The sequence below is a fragment of the Candidatus Methanoperedens sp. genome, from assembly GCA_027460535.1.
Classification (GTDB): domain Archaea; phylum Halobacteriota; class Methanosarcinia; order Methanosarcinales; family Methanoperedenaceae; genus Methanoperedens.
In genome coordinates this window covers 25,758-39,839 of record JAPZAR010000004.1, presented here as the reverse complement: position 1 = coordinate 39,839, position 14,082 = coordinate 25,758, and the positions used below count along the sequence as shown (strand labels likewise).

Here is a 14,082-nt window from a genome sequence, read left to right as displayed (position 1 = left end):
CGCTCCACTCCATGTTTTTTATACTCATATTCTTTGTTCCGGCAATCATTGTTGCAAAAAAATTCTATAAAGAACGATTTGGTGATTCAGTAGTCGCGACACTGGTGATATTGATCATCCGCTTTTACCTATTTCACGCCTGTTTTCTGGCCCCTATTCAACAAATCGATCCACGTCGTCACAGAATTGACAACCAACATGAACAATGTTGCGGATCTGAATTTGAAGCTCAATATCTATTTTGAGCCAGTTGTATTCCGCCTGACCACAGACATGGACGCGCCCATATTCTCAAGCATTGGAGTTGCAGTCACACTTGTTCTCTTAACAGGCATGGTTCTAAAACAGTATTCTGTTAAACCGCCCTCATCCCGACCCTAGCCATAGTCTTTATATCGCACAGCATATTCGTATAATGCGCGTTAGCCAGAGGGCAATAGCATTCATTCTTTTTTATGCTCTCCCTCAGTCCGTAAGCTTTATCGCTGAACCATACTTTTTTGAAATCGTAATCCGCGTCCCTCAAATTACCAACACTTTCTGCTCTTATGCAGCATGGCCAGACATCGCCGTCAGGTGCAATGTGAGCGGAGGCAAATCCTGCATAGCAGGGAAGAATTTGCTTTTTTTCCTTCAGGACTTTTTTAACATGGTTGTAGTATTCCAGCCGGAAAGCCTGCGTCATCTTTGATACGCCTGAATATTTCTCATGTTCAATTCTATTGATAAGAAAGTCTATGGCCTTTGAATATTCTTCCAGCGAAGGCGTTATTCCAGACCCTATTGTATCCAGTTCCACCCTCTCCTCTGCGATCTCCGTTATATATGAATCCGGGTTTTTTTCTATTAGATGATCGTATATCTGCGGTATCTCATGCACATTAAATTTTGATATTACGGTATGGATTCCCAGATTGAAATTGGGGAAGTCAAGACCGCGCAGCGCTTCGTAGGTTTTCATGGCTTTTTCAAAATTATTCTTAACGTTCCGGATAGTATCGTGTCTCTCTCCGATCCCATCAATCGAAAGATTGACAATGATCTGCGTTTCCGGGCAGTTCCCGATTATCTCTTCGACCCGAAGCGGGATCTTATTGTGCAGAATACCGTTTGTGGGTATATTGATAATCCCGGGTTTAAAATGATGATAGGCGCTGCAGGAAATATCCACGATATCATCTCTCAAAAATGGCTCTCCACCACTGATGGTGAGCCAGTACGGCGAATCGCCTATTGATCTGAATGTCCTGTCGAACTCATCTGATGTGAACTCGCTAGTGTTTTTCTTCCAGACATTGCAGGTCTTACATCTTGAATTGCAGCGATATGTTGCGCTCACAGTCAGATTGAGAGGAAGTATTTTTGGATAGTTATATTTTCGGAAAAACTTATACTGCAGGATTTTTGGGACGATCTCATATATTTTTTTCATTTTTCAAAACCATATAATAATAATTGCAGAACAAATCAGATGAATCATGGATTAATAAATCCAATGCTTTCAATGATTAAAAAAGGTAACATCATTTTTGTCAGTTCGTTAAGATTATCTTTGGATTTTTTCTTCTCCGGCTGAACGAGAAGCCATATGAACCTGAGTTTTTGGCATTTCTATCTGGCTCGGGCTTAAGATAGGTGAATCCATCAGTAAAGATGCTTCTGATGATATTTTTAATTCTGGAGCCGCCACTTGTCGGTTTATCGTAGACCATAGTTTTATTCGTTGCGCAGCAGGGACAGAATATTCATTCCGTTCATAACCTTGGGTGATTTCCGGGATATAACTTTTTGTGGTCGCTGCGATGTTCCATATAAAGGGATTTTCTTTCTTTATATAAAAATCATACGAACCAAGCGCCCGTCCATAGAACTCCAAAAACATAGCTCCGACTGTCCACAAAATCTCTATGGGACTAAACTCAATATCTTCAAAAATTAATTTCAGTATATTTAATTTTTTCATGCTGGATGGTGCATATCCTTTTGTCCTCTTAAGGTGGATATGTCCGGCAAATATTCTTCTCCTTTGCTTTAGAAAATCTGAAATGTTTTTAGGTCCTTTGTTGTATACAATGGCGCTTGGAACGTACATCAATTCGTATCCTTGTTCTCTGATCAATGCCTCTATGAAAGCTTCATCTACAGCAGTATCTATCGGAATTTTTTTAATTAAAAATCTTCTAAAAGCTACTAATTCACCAAGTTTAGGATGTTTTAAAGCAAGTTTATGATGAAACTTCCATATTAAGTGAACCGTAAAACCCATAAATGTATATTGATCATTTACCGGGATTGGGCGTCCTCCAGTCATACCTATTTTTGGATTCATGAAAGGTTCGGTTAGATTTTCGATTGTGTCCAGGGCTGGAGTAGTGTCACCACTTTCCAATACGAATATATCGCCACTGGCATATTTTAAAAAAAGATTTATTGCAGATGCTTTTCCTTCCCTTTTCTCCTGTTTGATTAATACTATCTGTGGGTAAAATTTCAAAAAATCATTTTCGATAATATCATTTGTTTTATCGCTGCATGCAGATGACACAACTATAATTTCTTTGATATGTTTTGTAGTTTTTTGTTTCAATAATGAATTTAGCAGGCTTCTAATGTTTTTTTCCTCGTTGTAGACGCACACACCTACACTTATGTTAGATATCAAAAGCCACCACCACTAGTGATTTCTCCAGTTTCCTGTACAACCTCCTACTATATATATATTACTTTTTGAATTGTAATAATTATACTTATATACATAATGCTATCATTATGCGCGATTATATCATATCTGTCCTGAGTTCCAGGGTTACAATGACTACAAAAGCTAATTGATTTAAAAACGCATACAGCGCTGATAGCGAAAAATTTTCCAAATAATTGTTGTAGCCTAGGCTACAAAAGTAAAGGCAAAATCGGGCATCTCTGACAGATTTTGAGTGGACCGGCCTCATAGGGTTGAAGCAGACCAAAAGTGTTAATAGTACGCTTATCTGCGGTTTCTTTTTTATGTGAACTATTTCCGCTTATATATGAACTTGAATATATATCGCAAAAAAAAAGCTTGGTCGGTCTTTAACAAAAGAAGTTTACAGAAGACCCGATCTCTGGAGAAGCATCAAGTCTTCTGTATTCAATTTTTCGCCGAGCTTGAATTGATTATAAACCTCTTCGGCTTCCTTCTTGGTCTGCTCTCTGATGGATTCTTCCTTTGTTTCCTTTGACTTTCGCTTCAATCCGATAATTACTTTATTGAGTTCACGGATCTCTTTTTGAGATTGGATGAATAATCTATGCTGTTCATCGGCCGCTTCCTGCGCTTTCACAAATTCTTTATGCGCTGCATCCGATTCTGCCCTTATGGCATCCGCTTCTTTGAATATCACGATCATCTTATCATGATTTTGCTGCGCAGCTTCTGCATATTCCTTAACCTTACTGTGATACAATGCGGCTTCGTCGCGCAGGGTCGTGGCGTTCTCAAGCAATGATCTTAATTCAGTACTGCCCTCAAGCTGCTGTTTCTTGCGCTTGAGTTCTTCAGTCATCTTCGCTATGCTGTCAACAAGCTCCCGTTCCTTTGGAGGGGTCAATACCTCTGTCTGCTGCCTGAACTCCAGCCTGTCAATTTCCTTTTTTAAATCCTTCAGGGACGGGCCTTCACCAAGATTTAAATCCTTGCGGATCTTATCGATTTCCGCATATATCTTATTGGCCTGCTCGTTCAATTCGTCGCGCTTGAGTTTGGCTTCTCCCACTTTCTGGTTATTCTCATCACGCAACTTTTTGAGTTGCTGCGCCTCATCGATCAGCTCTTTGGTGCGCTTATTTAATTCGTTCCTGTTTGTGGCCCACTTGCTTGCTTCCAGATTGAGCTCATTTCTTTTATTCTTATACTCTTCAGACTTATCTTTTAAGTCGGCTTTCCTGTTCTGTAATTCATTCAGCACTCTATATGTCCTCCTTTTCCAACATAAGTTGGGGTTATGCATTTCATAATGCACGGTACATATCCCGGATTAACCGGAACTGTCACTCCATTCTAATTATGCATTGATTAAGAAATTTCATCATCGGAAGAGTTTAGTTTCTCAAAACAACTTTGAAATCGATATTTAGTGGTACTCCAATCACTGCATAAAGAGTGAATGATTTCTCCCTCATTCTATCACATTGCTTTTAACCTTTTCGGATGCAATGGATAATCTGTAAAAAAGTTTGAGCACTTAAGAGGTCATTTTATGCCAAGAACATCCTTCATTTCATACACGCCAGATGATGCCTCTGCAACCCAGTGTGCCGCCTTGACTGCGCCTTTTGCGAATGCCTGTCTGCTGTGGGCCTGGTGTTTGATTTCAATGCGTTCCCCGTCACCCGCGAATAGCACAGTATGATCGCCGACAATGTCGCCCCCACGCACTGCATGGATGCCAATCTCTTTCTGGCGGGGCGAAATGCCATGTCTTCCATAAATGAGATCTTTTCCTCCAAGCGTTTTTGAAATGACCTCTGCAGCCTTCATTGCAGTACCGCTTGGCGCGTCTTTTTTCTGGTTATGGTGCGCTTCTATTATTTCAATATCATAGTCCGAAAGCCGCTGTGCGGCCTCGGCAAGCAATCCCCAGAAGACATTCACCCCGATCGAGAAATTGGGTGATATCACGGCAGAAACGTTATTTTCTTTAATGGTATTCTCCATGAGCGTTCGCTGCTGGGGGGTGAATCCCGTTGTTCCTACTACCACATTGACTTCTTTTGCAGCGCACGCCAACACGGTCTTTACAGCCGCATCGGCTATCGTAAAATCAATGAGCACATCAGGTTTTGATCTGTCCAGCGCATTATCGATATTCCTTGCATCCTCAACTTGGATATTTAATTTACCAGCCCTCAAAACATCCCCTATATCCTTGCCAATATTTGTCACATCGATAGCTGATACGAGCTTCAAATCTTTCGATTTCAGCACATTTTCAATAATAAGGCCACCCATCCTTCCGCAGGCGCCGGAAACTGCTATTTTTATCATATTAACTCATGCTATCAGATGAAGGTCATTTAATGCGGCTTTAAGCTTTCTTTCGTTGTCTTCGCTGATGGGCGCAAGGGGAAGCCTGAGATCTCCTGCACGAAGCCCGATGAGCTCGACCGCCTTTTTTATTGGGATGGGATTTGTCTCTAAGAAGACCGCGCGTATCAGCGGGGCAAGCTCAAGATGCAGTCTTCTTGCCTCTTTCATGTCCCCTTTCCGGAATGCTCTGAGCATGGAAACCATGAGTTTCGGAGCTACGTTGGCCACAACGGATATCACACCCGAACCACCAATCGCCATTATGGGCAGCGTCAGGCCGTCATCCCCTGAAAGTATTACAAAATCCTCATCCTTTGTAAGCTCAAGGATCCTGGTAACCTGATCAAGACTGCCGCTTGCCTCTTTTATTCCTGCGATATTGGGTTCTTTTGCAAGCTGGGCAACCAGCTCGGGCTTGAGGTTGATACCAGTGCGGGAGGGAACATTGTATAGAATAATCGGTATGTCAACTGCATCCGCGACTTTCTTGAAATGGGCAAGCATCCCGCGGTCGTTCGGCTTGTTGTAATACGGCGTTATCAAAAGAGCAGCGTCAGCACCCTCGTCCCGGGCTGCGCATGTCAATTCTATAGCTTCAATGGTGTTATTGGAACCCGTGCCTGCTACCACTGGAACCGAGGAACAGTCAACTGCGATCTCAATGACCTTTTTGTGTTCCTCCATGGTGAGGGTGGCAGACTCGCCTGTAGTCCCGCATGGGACTATACCTGAAACCCCGCCTTCTATCAAAAATTCGATATTCTGCTGGAGACCATCCGTGTCTATTTTATTATCCTTCGTGAAAGGAGTAATGAGGGCTGGTAGAACACCTTCTATCATAAGCCTCTACTTCTTTCTGATAGCTTTCACTCTTAACTGACGTACTATGTATCCGGCTACCCGGTTCCTGATTCCTTTGCTCTCTATGTTGGTGTATCTGGTGACATTCTCCTTGTTCGTCCCGAAATCCGTGGTGAAAATGTCGCTGTGCTCTTCGAGTAACTGGTGTGCCAATGATTTGATATAATTAGGTCTTATATTTCCCATGGTATTTCTCCATTTTCCTTCGCATACAACTCCATTATTGATATAGGTTTTGGGAATGTTTTCTAAAAAACTTCTTTCTCCAAGCACTCTCTAAAATTGCGGACAGAAAAGCAATATTTTTAAACGCTGGGCGAGTCGTGTGCGTTATGATCAGGGTTTCGGATGTAATGGTCTATCATAAATGCCCCAGGAGGTGCTATTTCATGATCAAAGGACATGAACTGATAAGAGATACCTCTGCTGAATACCTGGAGCGCATGATATTGAAGGAACTGGCCCTTACCTATGAGCAGGCATTTAATAACCCGGATATGCTTTCTTTTCTCAATGGTGAGCTAGACCGGATATCTCGCGAAATTTGTATCGTCTATCCTGCCGAATTAGCTGGAGTCGAAGATGATACACTTTCTCTTTCTTTCTCAAATGTCCGGTCATACCTCGCCAATATATGTTCAAACCTCTCTCTGGAAGCTGATTTTTATAACCGTGCATCAGTCCAGGTCGAACCCTTGTTGCGTTCCGAAAAGTTCGGCATGACCGGCAGCCCGGATAAGCTAGTGAAAATAAATGATGAGTTCATCCCGTCGATAACAAAAACAGGAAATATTCCTGAGAACGGAATATGGCAGAGCGACAGGCTCCAGCTGGCCGCATATGCCATGCTTGCAGGCGAAAAATATGGCATTCCCGTTGAGCGGGGATTTGTTGAATATGCAAAGTGGGGGAAGGTGAGGGAGGCGGTGATCAAAAGGCATGAGCGCAGAAATATCCTCCAGATAAGAGATAAGATAAGAAAGATCGAGGAGGGTTTCATGCCAGAAAGACCCGCAAATGCGCCGTGTGAACATTGCAGCTTCACGGGAATATGTGATGTAAAATCTACACTGGCATCCAGGTTTTTCTAAAATATCATTAGAACTTCGCGCCGGTCAGCGTCTTTGTCTCGGTGACGCCTTTTATGGCCCTAATCTTATTGACCACGATATCGCTCAACGCTTCGTAATCGGACGCCTGGATCTTAGCAATAAGGTCGTAATCCCCGAAAAGCGGATGAAGTTCCTGTATCTCATCCCACTTTATCATCGTATCAAAGACTTTCTTTTCTGAACCTGGAGCAACATTTATCAATACAAAACCTATTGCCATTATTTCACCAATTCTAATATTGGATTATGGGAATATAATGCTTTCCAAATGAATAAACGTGATGGTTTTATTTCACGGCCACATAGCCTTTGACATCCGGATATTCAATAGTAGTATGATTAGCCGGGTCATAATCCGCAAGCATGAAAATGTAATTCCCTGACTGGTTGAACTGGTAGGAAAATCGATCCCCGGCATATTGTATGATCTGATTTTCAAATAAATTTTCTTTGCTTATCAAGACAATCCTTGGACGCTGGTCTTCCTGGTTAATCCATACAACGGTATCAGACCTGTTTATGTTCGAAATCGCGGGAATGAAGCCGTGAGATGCGTCCATCTTCACAACATATTGCTGGTGCTTTTCAGAAACAATGGCCGATGCCTGGATCGTTGTCTTGGGAGAAACAATTGCAGTTTCGACCGGAGTACCTTTTTCTGAAGTGTTGTATGAATGAGGATTTGATGGTAACTGCGGATGGTAGAGAAATGAAACGAGCAGTAAAGTAGATATGATAACAATAATACCTCCCAGGGTGATTACGTTTTTTTGAGTCACCTCTGGGAAAGATGCACCCTTTATTTCAGGCATCTTATATTTGATTCTTGGAACTTTTATCTGAAGCACTCCGTCTCTTATTTCTTCAGGTTTTTTTGCCTCCGAAAAATCCTGATACCAGTCGCACTGGGGATTCAGGCAGAACTGAGCTACCGGGATATCAACGAACCCAAGCCCTATGGACTTTTTAATGCTCTTTGTCTGAATTTCACCGCCGCATTTGGGACATTTCTTGGCAAATTTCATGCATTCTGGTATTGTAACAGACGATATTAAAATCATCGACAGAAAGTTATATAAAATTTCATATCTAAAAGAAAACAATGCACATAAAATCCCAGATAAGGATTCTTGCCATCGATGATTCGGCTATTATCTATGAACGGGTTACGATAATAGGGGCTTTTTTCCGGGGAGGTGAGCAGCTCGATGGCGTTCTTTGTTCTGAGATAACGAAAGACGGTATGGATGCAACAGAGATCATTGCAGGGATGATAAAGAACTCTAAATATTATTCCCAGATAAGGGCAACTATGCTTGACGGCGTCACATACGCAGGATTCAATCCTGTGGACATAAACAGGCTTTTCAGTGAAACAAATATTCCTGTCATCGTTTTTATGCGGTCATGCCCCGATTTTGAAAAAATCAGGCTTGCCCTCGAAAATCTGCCTGAGAAAGAAAAACGATGGGAGATAATAAGAAGCGCTGGAAAGATCCACGAGATCGAACAGGAGAATCCCGTTTTTATTCAGGTTTGCGGGATCGATAAAAAAAGCGCTATCGAGATCGTGAAAAAAACCTCAACTCACAGCAACATCCCTGAGCCCCTTCGCGTTGCTCATCTTATAGCTACAGGGGTAGTGCTGGGGGAATCTACAGGGAAAGCCTAGGTTCTCTGGACATATATATTGAAAATGTTACCTTCCTGCTGGACGGCAAGGAGTTTATTTCCCGATTTTTTAGCCCAGCTGTCGATGTTCTGAGGAGCTACAGGATCGTCGGCTATTACCTTTAATATCTCTCCGCTTTTTAACTGCTCCACCTTTTTTTTGGTCAGGATGAGAGGATATGGGCAGCACTCTCCTCTCACATCAATCGTCTCATCCGGAATTATTTCTGTCATCAAAATACCAGGTTCACGTCCGCTTCGAGTATCCTGTCCGTGAGCTCATCAAGTGAGATCTTCTTTATTCCATCAATGATCTCACTATCGGCTATTCCACGTTTCGCAATATCCCTGTCAAGAGCGAAAAAGTTGACGATTTCGATATTCTTGGTTATCTCCGCTTCCACAGATGGGACATCCTTTATCCATACAGCGAGGTCCCCATATCCGGTTTTCTGCCCTTTTACAATGGAATGCACACCTCCGCTCACGAAGATCAAAGACGCCTCATTTCCAGCTGCGACCTGGGAAGCTCCCATTGGCACTGCCCCGAAAGCATCTTCTTTCCCATACGGGGGCTGGGTCACGATGATGTTTACTTTCTTGCTCATGTTCTCACCCTATCAGAATTGTTTTATCCGATTCTCCAGTCCATTCGCCAAGGTCATAAAGTCCGCCGATTATGACGCCTTCGGTCTGCTGTTTCGTCACACCGCGCGCATCTGTGCATTTTATGCATGCGATAGCATCCGCCTTTGGTTTCTTTATGCCTTTCTTCACGATGGTACCGAAGATGGTCTCAACTGTGGGGAACTCTTTGGGAGCCTGGTCCCTGTGGGCAATCACAGTTGCATCCAGATAATTAAAGAAATTAACAGTGATGCCTTTTTCCTTTGCCGCATGGGCCAATCTCATCATTGTGAACACGCCTTCGTCACGATACGGGCCGTTTATTGATACGATGGTTAGCTGTTTTCCTGTCATGTTATCACCTAAAACCAAGCAACTCTGTCAGTATTCATTATGAAATCCAGAAGCGTGCCTATCTCTTTCACTTCTACCCAGCTGATCAACTTATTTGTGAGCGACCTTGAAAGGACTGCTTTGTCATCCGCATAAATCTTGATCCCTTTTTTATGCGCCGCCTCGAGTTTCTTCCCGAACTCCGATTTTCTTGCTGCAGTAACGCCATCTTCAATAAGATATAATGAAACGTCGTTTCCTTTTTCTTTTGCATTGATCCCGATATCAACTACGAGATCCGGGGTTTCTGTTGTGTATGGGTCTTTTGATAGGACTAGTAACAAACTGGTCATTTTTACCTCTGATAATTTTTATTGAGTTAAGCATGATTATAGTATCATCTATTTTAAATGTTTTGATGTAGGCAATATTAATAAGCAATGCCGACCATTCCGCAGAAAAATCTCATGCCGAGGTAGCCAAGCGGCCTAAGGCGCTGGTCTTGAAAACCAGTTGTGCTACGCACAGCAGGAGTTCAAATCTCCTCCTCGGCGTTAAAACGATACTTTAATATCCAGAAAAGGAGTTTCAGTATCCGCGCTCCGATAGTGTAGCACGGCCAATCATGTCAGACTCTCACTCTGACGACTGGGGTTCAAATCCCCATCGGAGCACTTTCATTAATATGAGCCATACGGTGAAATGAATTTCAACTTGAATCCATTAATGCGGATTTTACATTTTTTCTCAATCCACGATTATCTTAGCAAAGGCAGCCCCAATTATTAGATAAATAACCAGTGAACTTACCGCCCAGTCCAGAAGAAGCAAGGCAGGCACTGCAAGAAGCAGGTATGTTGTAAGCGTGAAGGGCACACCCGAAACCAAATATAGCAATAAACCAAAGTTGATTCCCTTTGTGAAACCTTTGCCCGGAATTGATCCCTTCAGGAAGGAATAAGCCCCGGCGAAAATCATTCCGACAAGGAAGCCGATAGCAATCGACGCAACGAAAAACTCAGTTCCTGGAGGCCCGTTCCCTGGCATCATCAACCTGCTCCAGAGTCTAAAATTTGCAGGATCAGTATAATAGCTCATCGTGAAAATTGTGCCTACGATGTTTATTACCTGTGCCATTATCGTATAAATTATAGCTGAAAGCACAACTTGTTTAAGATTTCTTAATTGCATAAAACCTCCATATTTTCCCCCTGTTAAGAGTTGGTTTTCATTGTATATTATACTTTACGACGAATCTCAATGGACATCTTCAACATATAGCTTGACATCTCGATTCGTCCGTCATTCGACACGCTTGAAGGGTATCATGAGTTACCGTTAATCTGAGAGAAATTTTTTCGAAGAATTTATTTACAATAGCGTTATGTTCGAATGGATATAAGGCGGTGAGTATATGAAAAATCTATTAGCAAAAATATTACTGATATCAGTTATAATATCGCTATTTGCTGGCTGCGTACAGCAGGCACCTATTGGGAATACAACAACCCCGACATCATCTGCCTCGCAGGATTTGCGCCTGGCAACGACAACTTCTACCTGCGATACAGGATTGCTCGACGTGCTTAACAAGAAATTCGAGAACGAAAATAATGTGAAAATTCTGACTGTATGTGAGGGAACGGGCAAATCTATAGCTACGGGTGAGCTTGGAGCTGCGGATGTTGTGATGGTGCACGCAGTCCAATTGGAATTACAGGCTGTTGCCAATGGGAGTTTCATCAACCGCAAATACATGATGTACAATTATTTCGTCATTATCGGACCTGAGAACGACCCTGCGGGAATAAGGAATGCAACAAATGCCACGGATGCTTTCCGCAGGATTGCTGCAAAACAGTCCCCCTTCATATCGCGAGGCGACAACTCAGGCACAGATACAATGGAAAAGTCAATCTGGAAATCAGCCAATATCACTCCAGCCGGAACATGGTATCAATCGGTGGGCAAAGGAATGGGTGAGACCATCACGACAACCGACATCAAAAAAGGTTATACTCTCTCCGACCGGGGAACATTCCTTGCCATGAAGGATAAAATACAACTGAAGCTTCTTTTCGAATCTGACCAGAAGTTTCTCTTCAATCCTTATCACGTCATGGCTGTGAACCCAGCGAAGTTCCCGAACGTGAAGTATGAACTTGCAATGAAGTATGTCAACTTTACGACATCTCCACAGGGACAGGATATCATAAGGAATTACGGTAAGGACAAATACGGAGAAGCGCTTTTCGTGCCAGAGGAAGATGCCGGCAACGTGACAAGTCCATGAAAATATTCCTTCTAAGGTATTTCAATTGAGAATAATTTGAATAAAAAAAGAAGACGTTGGATATGAGCAGCATTGACTTTCTGCCCCAGGGAATTATAAAAGCCTTCGAGCTGATATTTAGTTTGAATCCCTATATCCTGAGCATAACAGGAGTCTCAATAACAGTATCAGGCACTGCCACTATCCTTGCGACCCTGACCGCGATACCTCTGGCTTTTGCAATATCCTTCATGCATTTTCGGGGGAAGCAGGCACTCATTACGCTGATCAATACGGGTATGGGGCTGCCCCCGGTTTTTGTGGGTCTCGTTGTTTTTCTGATGGTTGTGCCTGTCGGGCCTTTAGGATTCCTAGATCTGGTTTACACCCAAAAAGGGATGATCCTTGCTCAGTATATTCTTATTACACCAATAATTACGGGCATTTCTCTTGCTGCAATAAAGGCCGTCCCTCAATCGATAATAGAAACCGTTTATACTCTCGGCGGGAGTGAAAAAGATGCAGTTGTTGCGACCTTAAAAGAGGCAAGGTTCGGCATCATCACAGCAGTACTTGCAGGACTTGGAAGGGCGCTTGCAGAAGTGGGAGCCATCCTCATCGTAGGAGGCAACATCGCCCGCACGGGAAGTGTTGGGGGAATAGGCGAAGGACTTTCTGAGACACGAACACTCACGACCGCGATTACATCGGAAACCAGTAAATGGGATATCTCAACCGCAATTGCTCTCGGGATTATTCTTATCTTCATCGTACTCTCAGTAAATATTCTGGCCAACTATTTCCAGAGGAGGGATTGAAGTGGAAGAATTATTCAGAATAGAAAACCTGAGCAAATCTTTTGGAAATAAGGAAGTATTACAAAATATCAACCTTAAGATTTTCAGAGGAGAAATATTTGCGTTCATGGGACCTAGCGGAGTTGGGAAAACCACAATGCTGCGGCTATTGAATTTGTTGGAGATGCCCACAACCGGCAAACTTATTTTTAACGGGAATGATATCGCTATGCTGCAAAAAAATAACGTCATGCGCAGAATGTCGATGCTCTTTCAAAGACCTGCGATATTTAACACTTCGGTTTTCAACAATGTGGCTTATGGCCTGGTAATCCGCAGAGGGGATAAGAAAACAATAGAAAAGAAGGTGATCGATGCACTGGCTCTTGTGGGGCTTTCAGGGTATGAGAAACAGAAAGCTTTGACCCTTTCAGGTGGAGAGGCCCAGCGTATGGCTTTTGCGAGGGCGATCGTGTTTAAGCCAGATGTTCTTCTTCTTGATGAGCCGACAGCTAATCTTGATCCAGCTAATGTTGCGAAGATAGAAGATATCATCAGAAAGATAAGAAGCGATCTTGGCTCTACGATTATCATGGCATCGCATAATATTTATCAGGTGCGGCGCATAGCTGACAGGGTGGGCATTCTTCTGAATGGAGAATTGATAGAAGTAAACAGTAAAGAGCAGATATTCACACATCCAAATGACGCGAGGTCCTATGCATTTATAAATGGAGAATTTATATATTGATAAAACTTGTTCAAAATCAAGGTCGCAATGGAACGAACACAGGTTAAAGCAAAATTGTGGCTTGTAAATAACAAAGATGAACCCATAATGGGTGAGGGACGGGTATCCTTACTTGAAGCTATTAAAGAGGAGGGTTCCCTGAACAAGGCCTGCAAGAAAGTAAATATCTCCTATAAACATGCATGGCTCCTGCTCAAAGAGATCGAAGAAAGCGTGGGGGAACCTGTAATAATCAAAAGACGGGGTGGAAAAGATCAGGGCACATTTTTGACCGAAAAAGCAATAAACTTAATAGAACAATATATTACATATCAAAATATTCTTAGTCAAACTGTCTATGATAATACTTTCTGGGAGGTGATTGGGTTGAAAATATCTGCAAGAAATCAGATGAAGGGAAAAGTACTGGATATCGAAAAGGGGGACCTCGTGGCAAAGGTGAAGATCCAGATAGAACCTGCAACGATAACTGCGGTTATCACAACTGAAGCTGTTGAATCCCTCGATATCAAAAAGAATGATAAAGTGATGGCTATCGTGAAAGCCACGGAAGTAATGATAGGAAAGGAGTAATCTATCGATAAGGAATA

At 42.6% G+C, this 14,082-nt stretch carries 20 protein-coding genes and 2 tRNA genes; 9 read left to right on the top strand and 13 right to left on the bottom strand.

Annotated features, from left to right (window positions below; all coding sequences use genetic code 11):
* Positions 1 to 198: 198 nt before the first annotated feature.
* Positions 199 to 381: a hypothetical protein gene (locus O8C65_00410; protein MCZ7355370.1), complete on the top strand. Its 183-nt coding sequence runs from the start codon at positions 199 to 201 to the stop codon at positions 379 to 381.
* On the opposite strand, the gene O8C65_00405 is transcribed toward O8C65_00410, so the two are convergent.
* The 6 genes from O8C65_00405 to O8C65_00380 all read right to left on the bottom strand — a co-directional run bounded on the left by O8C65_00405 (position 356) and on the right by O8C65_00380 (position 6,115).
* Complete coding sequence (locus O8C65_00405; GenBank protein MCZ7355369.1) at positions 356 to 1,432, bottom strand: radical SAM protein; 1,077 nt, start codon at positions 1,430 to 1,432, stop codon at positions 356 to 358. The genes O8C65_00410 and O8C65_00405 overlap by 26 nt on opposite strands.
* 114 nt (positions 1,433 to 1,546) lie before the next feature.
* Entirely contained in the window at positions 1,547 to 2,662 is a 1,116-nt protein-coding gene (locus O8C65_00400; protein MCZ7355368.1) for a glycosyltransferase, read from the bottom strand.
* 424 nt (positions 2,663 to 3,086) lie between these two features.
* Positions 3,087 to 3,947, bottom strand: coding sequence for a coiled-coil protein (locus O8C65_00395; protein ID MCZ7355367.1), 861 nt, complete (start codon positions 3,945 to 3,947; stop codon positions 3,087 to 3,089).
* A 284-nt stretch (positions 3,948 to 4,231) separates the two neighbouring features.
* Entirely contained in the window at positions 4,232 to 5,026 is a 795-nt protein-coding gene (dapB, locus tag O8C65_00390; protein MCZ7355366.1) for a 4-hydroxy-tetrahydrodipicolinate reductase, read from the bottom strand.
* 6 nt (positions 5,027 to 5,032) lie between these two features.
* On the bottom strand, positions 5,033 to 5,908 hold the full coding sequence (gene dapA / locus O8C65_00385) for a 4-hydroxy-tetrahydrodipicolinate synthase (protein MCZ7355365.1): 876 nt from the start codon (positions 5,906 to 5,908) through the stop codon (positions 5,033 to 5,035).
* A 6-nt stretch (positions 5,909 to 5,914) separates the two neighbouring features.
* Entirely contained in the window at positions 5,915 to 6,115 is a 201-nt protein-coding gene (locus O8C65_00380; protein ID MCZ7355364.1) for a 30S ribosomal protein S17e, read from the bottom strand.
* Between the two features lie 146 nt (positions 6,116 to 6,261).
* Here O8C65_00380 and cas4 point away from each other — a divergent pair, with 146 nt between their 5' ends.
* The gene (gene cas4, locus O8C65_00375; protein MCZ7355363.1) at positions 6,262 to 7,020 is read left to right on the top strand and encodes a CRISPR-associated protein Cas4; all 759 of its coding nucleotides are present in this window, start codon (positions 6,262 to 6,264) and stop codon (positions 7,018 to 7,020) included.
* Between the two features lie 7 nt (positions 7,021 to 7,027).
* Here cas4 and O8C65_00370 read toward each other — a convergent pair whose 3' ends face one another.
* Both O8C65_00370 and O8C65_00365 read right to left on the bottom strand, forming a co-directional pair.
* A complete protein-coding gene (locus O8C65_00370; GenBank protein MCZ7355362.1) occupies positions 7,028 to 7,261 on the bottom strand; it encodes an Lrp/AsnC ligand binding domain-containing protein in 234 nt (77 codons plus the stop codon).
* Between the two features lie 67 nt (positions 7,262 to 7,328).
* Positions 7,329 to 8,066 (bottom strand): hypothetical protein, encoded by a 738-nt coding sequence (locus tag O8C65_00365; GenBank protein MCZ7355361.1) that lies wholly within the window; start codon positions 8,064 to 8,066, stop codon positions 7,329 to 7,331.
* A 77-nt stretch (positions 8,067 to 8,143) separates the two neighbouring features.
* Here O8C65_00365 and O8C65_00360 point away from each other — a divergent pair, with 77 nt between their 5' ends.
* Complete coding sequence (locus O8C65_00360) at positions 8,144 to 8,713, top strand: DUF99 family protein (GenBank protein MCZ7355360.1); 570 nt, start codon at positions 8,144 to 8,146, stop codon at positions 8,711 to 8,713.
* Here the strand turns inward: O8C65_00360 and O8C65_00355 are convergent.
* From O8C65_00355 to O8C65_00340, 4 genes are read right to left on the bottom strand one after another with little or no spacing between them, the layout of a single operon-like run.
* On the bottom strand, positions 8,710 to 8,946 hold the full coding sequence (locus O8C65_00355; GenBank protein ID MCZ7355359.1) for a sulfurtransferase TusA family protein: 237 nt from the start codon (positions 8,944 to 8,946) through the stop codon (positions 8,710 to 8,712). The genes O8C65_00360 and O8C65_00355 overlap by 4 nt on opposite strands.
* Positions 8,946 to 9,320, bottom strand: coding sequence for a DsrE family protein (locus O8C65_00350; GenBank protein MCZ7355358.1), 375 nt, complete (start codon positions 9,318 to 9,320; stop codon positions 8,946 to 8,948). Before O8C65_00350 ends, O8C65_00355 begins: the two co-directional genes overlap by 1 nt.
* Before the next feature lie 4 nt (positions 9,321 to 9,324).
* On the bottom strand, positions 9,325 to 9,693 hold the full coding sequence (locus O8C65_00345; GenBank protein ID MCZ7355357.1) for a DsrE family protein: 369 nt from the start codon (positions 9,691 to 9,693) through the stop codon (positions 9,325 to 9,327).
* An 8-nt stretch (positions 9,694 to 9,701) separates the two neighbouring features.
* The gene (locus tag O8C65_00340) at positions 9,702 to 10,025 is read right to left on the bottom strand and encodes a DsrE family protein (GenBank protein MCZ7355356.1); all 324 of its coding nucleotides are present in this window, start codon (positions 10,023 to 10,025) and stop codon (positions 9,702 to 9,704) included.
* A gap of 116 nt (positions 10,026 to 10,141) precedes the next feature.
* On the opposite strand from O8C65_00340, the gene O8C65_00335 reads away from it, so the two are divergent.
* Together O8C65_00335 and O8C65_00330 are read left to right on the top strand one after the other, a co-directional pair.
* Positions 10,142 to 10,226 (top strand) — tRNA-Ser (locus O8C65_00335).
* A gap of 45 nt (positions 10,227 to 10,271) precedes the next feature.
* A tRNA-Glu gene (locus O8C65_00330) sits at positions 10,272 to 10,346 on the top strand.
* 73 nt (positions 10,347 to 10,419) lie between these two features.
* Here O8C65_00330 and O8C65_00325 read toward each other — a convergent pair.
* Positions 10,420 to 10,863: a hypothetical protein gene (locus O8C65_00325; GenBank protein ID MCZ7355355.1), complete on the bottom strand. Its 444-nt coding sequence runs from the start codon at positions 10,861 to 10,863 to the stop codon at positions 10,420 to 10,422.
* 223 nt (positions 10,864 to 11,086) lie between these two features.
* Between O8C65_00325 and O8C65_00320 the strand changes: the two genes are divergently transcribed.
* The 4 genes from O8C65_00320 to O8C65_00305 all read left to right on the top strand — a co-directional run bounded on the left by O8C65_00320 (position 11,087) and on the right by O8C65_00305 (position 14,065).
* Positions 11,087 to 11,965 (top strand): substrate-binding domain-containing protein, encoded by an 879-nt coding sequence (locus O8C65_00320; protein ID MCZ7355354.1) that lies wholly within the window; start codon positions 11,087 to 11,089, stop codon positions 11,963 to 11,965.
* A gap of 62 nt (positions 11,966 to 12,027) precedes the next feature.
* Positions 12,028 to 12,762, top strand: a complete 735-nt coding sequence (locus O8C65_00315; GenBank protein MCZ7355353.1) for an ABC transporter permease — start codon at positions 12,028 to 12,030, stop codon at positions 12,760 to 12,762.
* Position 12,763: 1 nt separating this feature from the next.
* A complete protein-coding gene (locus O8C65_00310; protein MCZ7355352.1) occupies positions 12,764 to 13,492 on the top strand; it encodes a phosphate ABC transporter ATP-binding protein in 729 nt (242 codons plus the stop codon).
* A gap of 27 nt (positions 13,493 to 13,519) precedes the next feature.
* The gene (locus O8C65_00305; protein MCZ7355351.1) at positions 13,520 to 14,065 is read left to right on the top strand and encodes a molybdenum-dependent transcriptional regulator; all 546 of its coding nucleotides are present in this window, start codon (positions 13,520 to 13,522) and stop codon (positions 14,063 to 14,065) included.
* Positions 14,066 to 14,082: the final 17 nt, after the last annotated feature.

What these genes read in the sequence shown, in the direction of transcription:
- O8C65_00350 (MCZ7355358.1), bottom strand. Translation starts at nt 9,320, where the DNA reads ATGAGCAAGAAAGTAAACATCATCGTGACCCAGCCCCCGTATGGGAAA.
- O8C65_00370 (MCZ7355362.1), bottom strand. Translation starts at nt 7,261, where the DNA reads ATGGCAATAGGTTTTGTATTGATAAATGTTGCTCCAGGTTCAGAAAAG.
- O8C65_00365 (MCZ7355361.1), bottom strand. Translation starts at nt 8,066, where the DNA reads ATGAAATTTGCCAAGAAATGTCCCAAATGCGGCGGTGAAATTCAGACA.
- O8C65_00410 (MCZ7355370.1), top strand. Translation starts at nt 199, where the DNA reads ATGAACAATGTTGCGGATCTGAATTTGAAGCTCAATATCTATTTTGAG.
- dapA (MCZ7355365.1), bottom strand. Translation starts at nt 5,908, where the DNA reads ATGATAGAAGGTGTTCTACCAGCCCTCATTACTCCTTTCACGAAGGAT.
- O8C65_00355 (MCZ7355359.1), bottom strand. Translation starts at nt 8,946, where the DNA reads ATGACAGAAATAATTCCGGATGAGACGATTGATGTGAGAGGAGAGTGC.
- O8C65_00320 (MCZ7355354.1), top strand. Translation starts at nt 11,087, where the DNA reads ATGAAAAATCTATTAGCAAAAATATTACTGATATCAGTTATAATATCG.
- dapB (MCZ7355366.1), bottom strand. Translation starts at nt 5,026, where the DNA reads ATGATAAAAATAGCAGTTTCCGGCGCCTGCGGAAGGATGGGTGGCCTT.
- cas4 (MCZ7355363.1), top strand. Translation starts at nt 6,262, where the DNA reads ATGATCAGGGTTTCGGATGTAATGGTCTATCATAAATGCCCCAGGAGG.
- O8C65_00405 (MCZ7355369.1), bottom strand. Translation starts at nt 1,432, where the DNA reads ATGAAAAAAATATATGAGATCGTCCCAAAAATCCTGCAGTATAAGTTT.
- O8C65_00315 (MCZ7355353.1), top strand. Translation starts at nt 12,028, where the DNA reads ATGAGCAGCATTGACTTTCTGCCCCAGGGAATTATAAAAGCCTTCGAG.
- O8C65_00345 (MCZ7355357.1), bottom strand. Translation starts at nt 9,693, where the DNA reads ATGACAGGAAAACAGCTAACCATCGTATCAATAAACGGCCCGTATCGT.
- O8C65_00340 (MCZ7355356.1), bottom strand. Translation starts at nt 10,025, where the DNA reads ATGACCAGTTTGTTACTAGTCCTATCAAAAGACCCATACACAACAGAA.
- O8C65_00380 (MCZ7355364.1), bottom strand. Translation starts at nt 6,115, where the DNA reads ATGGGAAATATAAGACCTAATTATATCAAATCATTGGCACACCAGTTA.
- O8C65_00325 (MCZ7355355.1), bottom strand. Translation starts at nt 10,863, where the DNA reads ATGCAATTAAGAAATCTTAAACAAGTTGTGCTTTCAGCTATAATTTAT.
- O8C65_00360 (MCZ7355360.1), top strand. Translation starts at nt 8,144, where the DNA reads ATGCACATAAAATCCCAGATAAGGATTCTTGCCATCGATGATTCGGCT.
- O8C65_00305 (MCZ7355351.1), top strand. Translation starts at nt 13,520, where the DNA reads ATGGAACGAACACAGGTTAAAGCAAAATTGTGGCTTGTAAATAACAAA.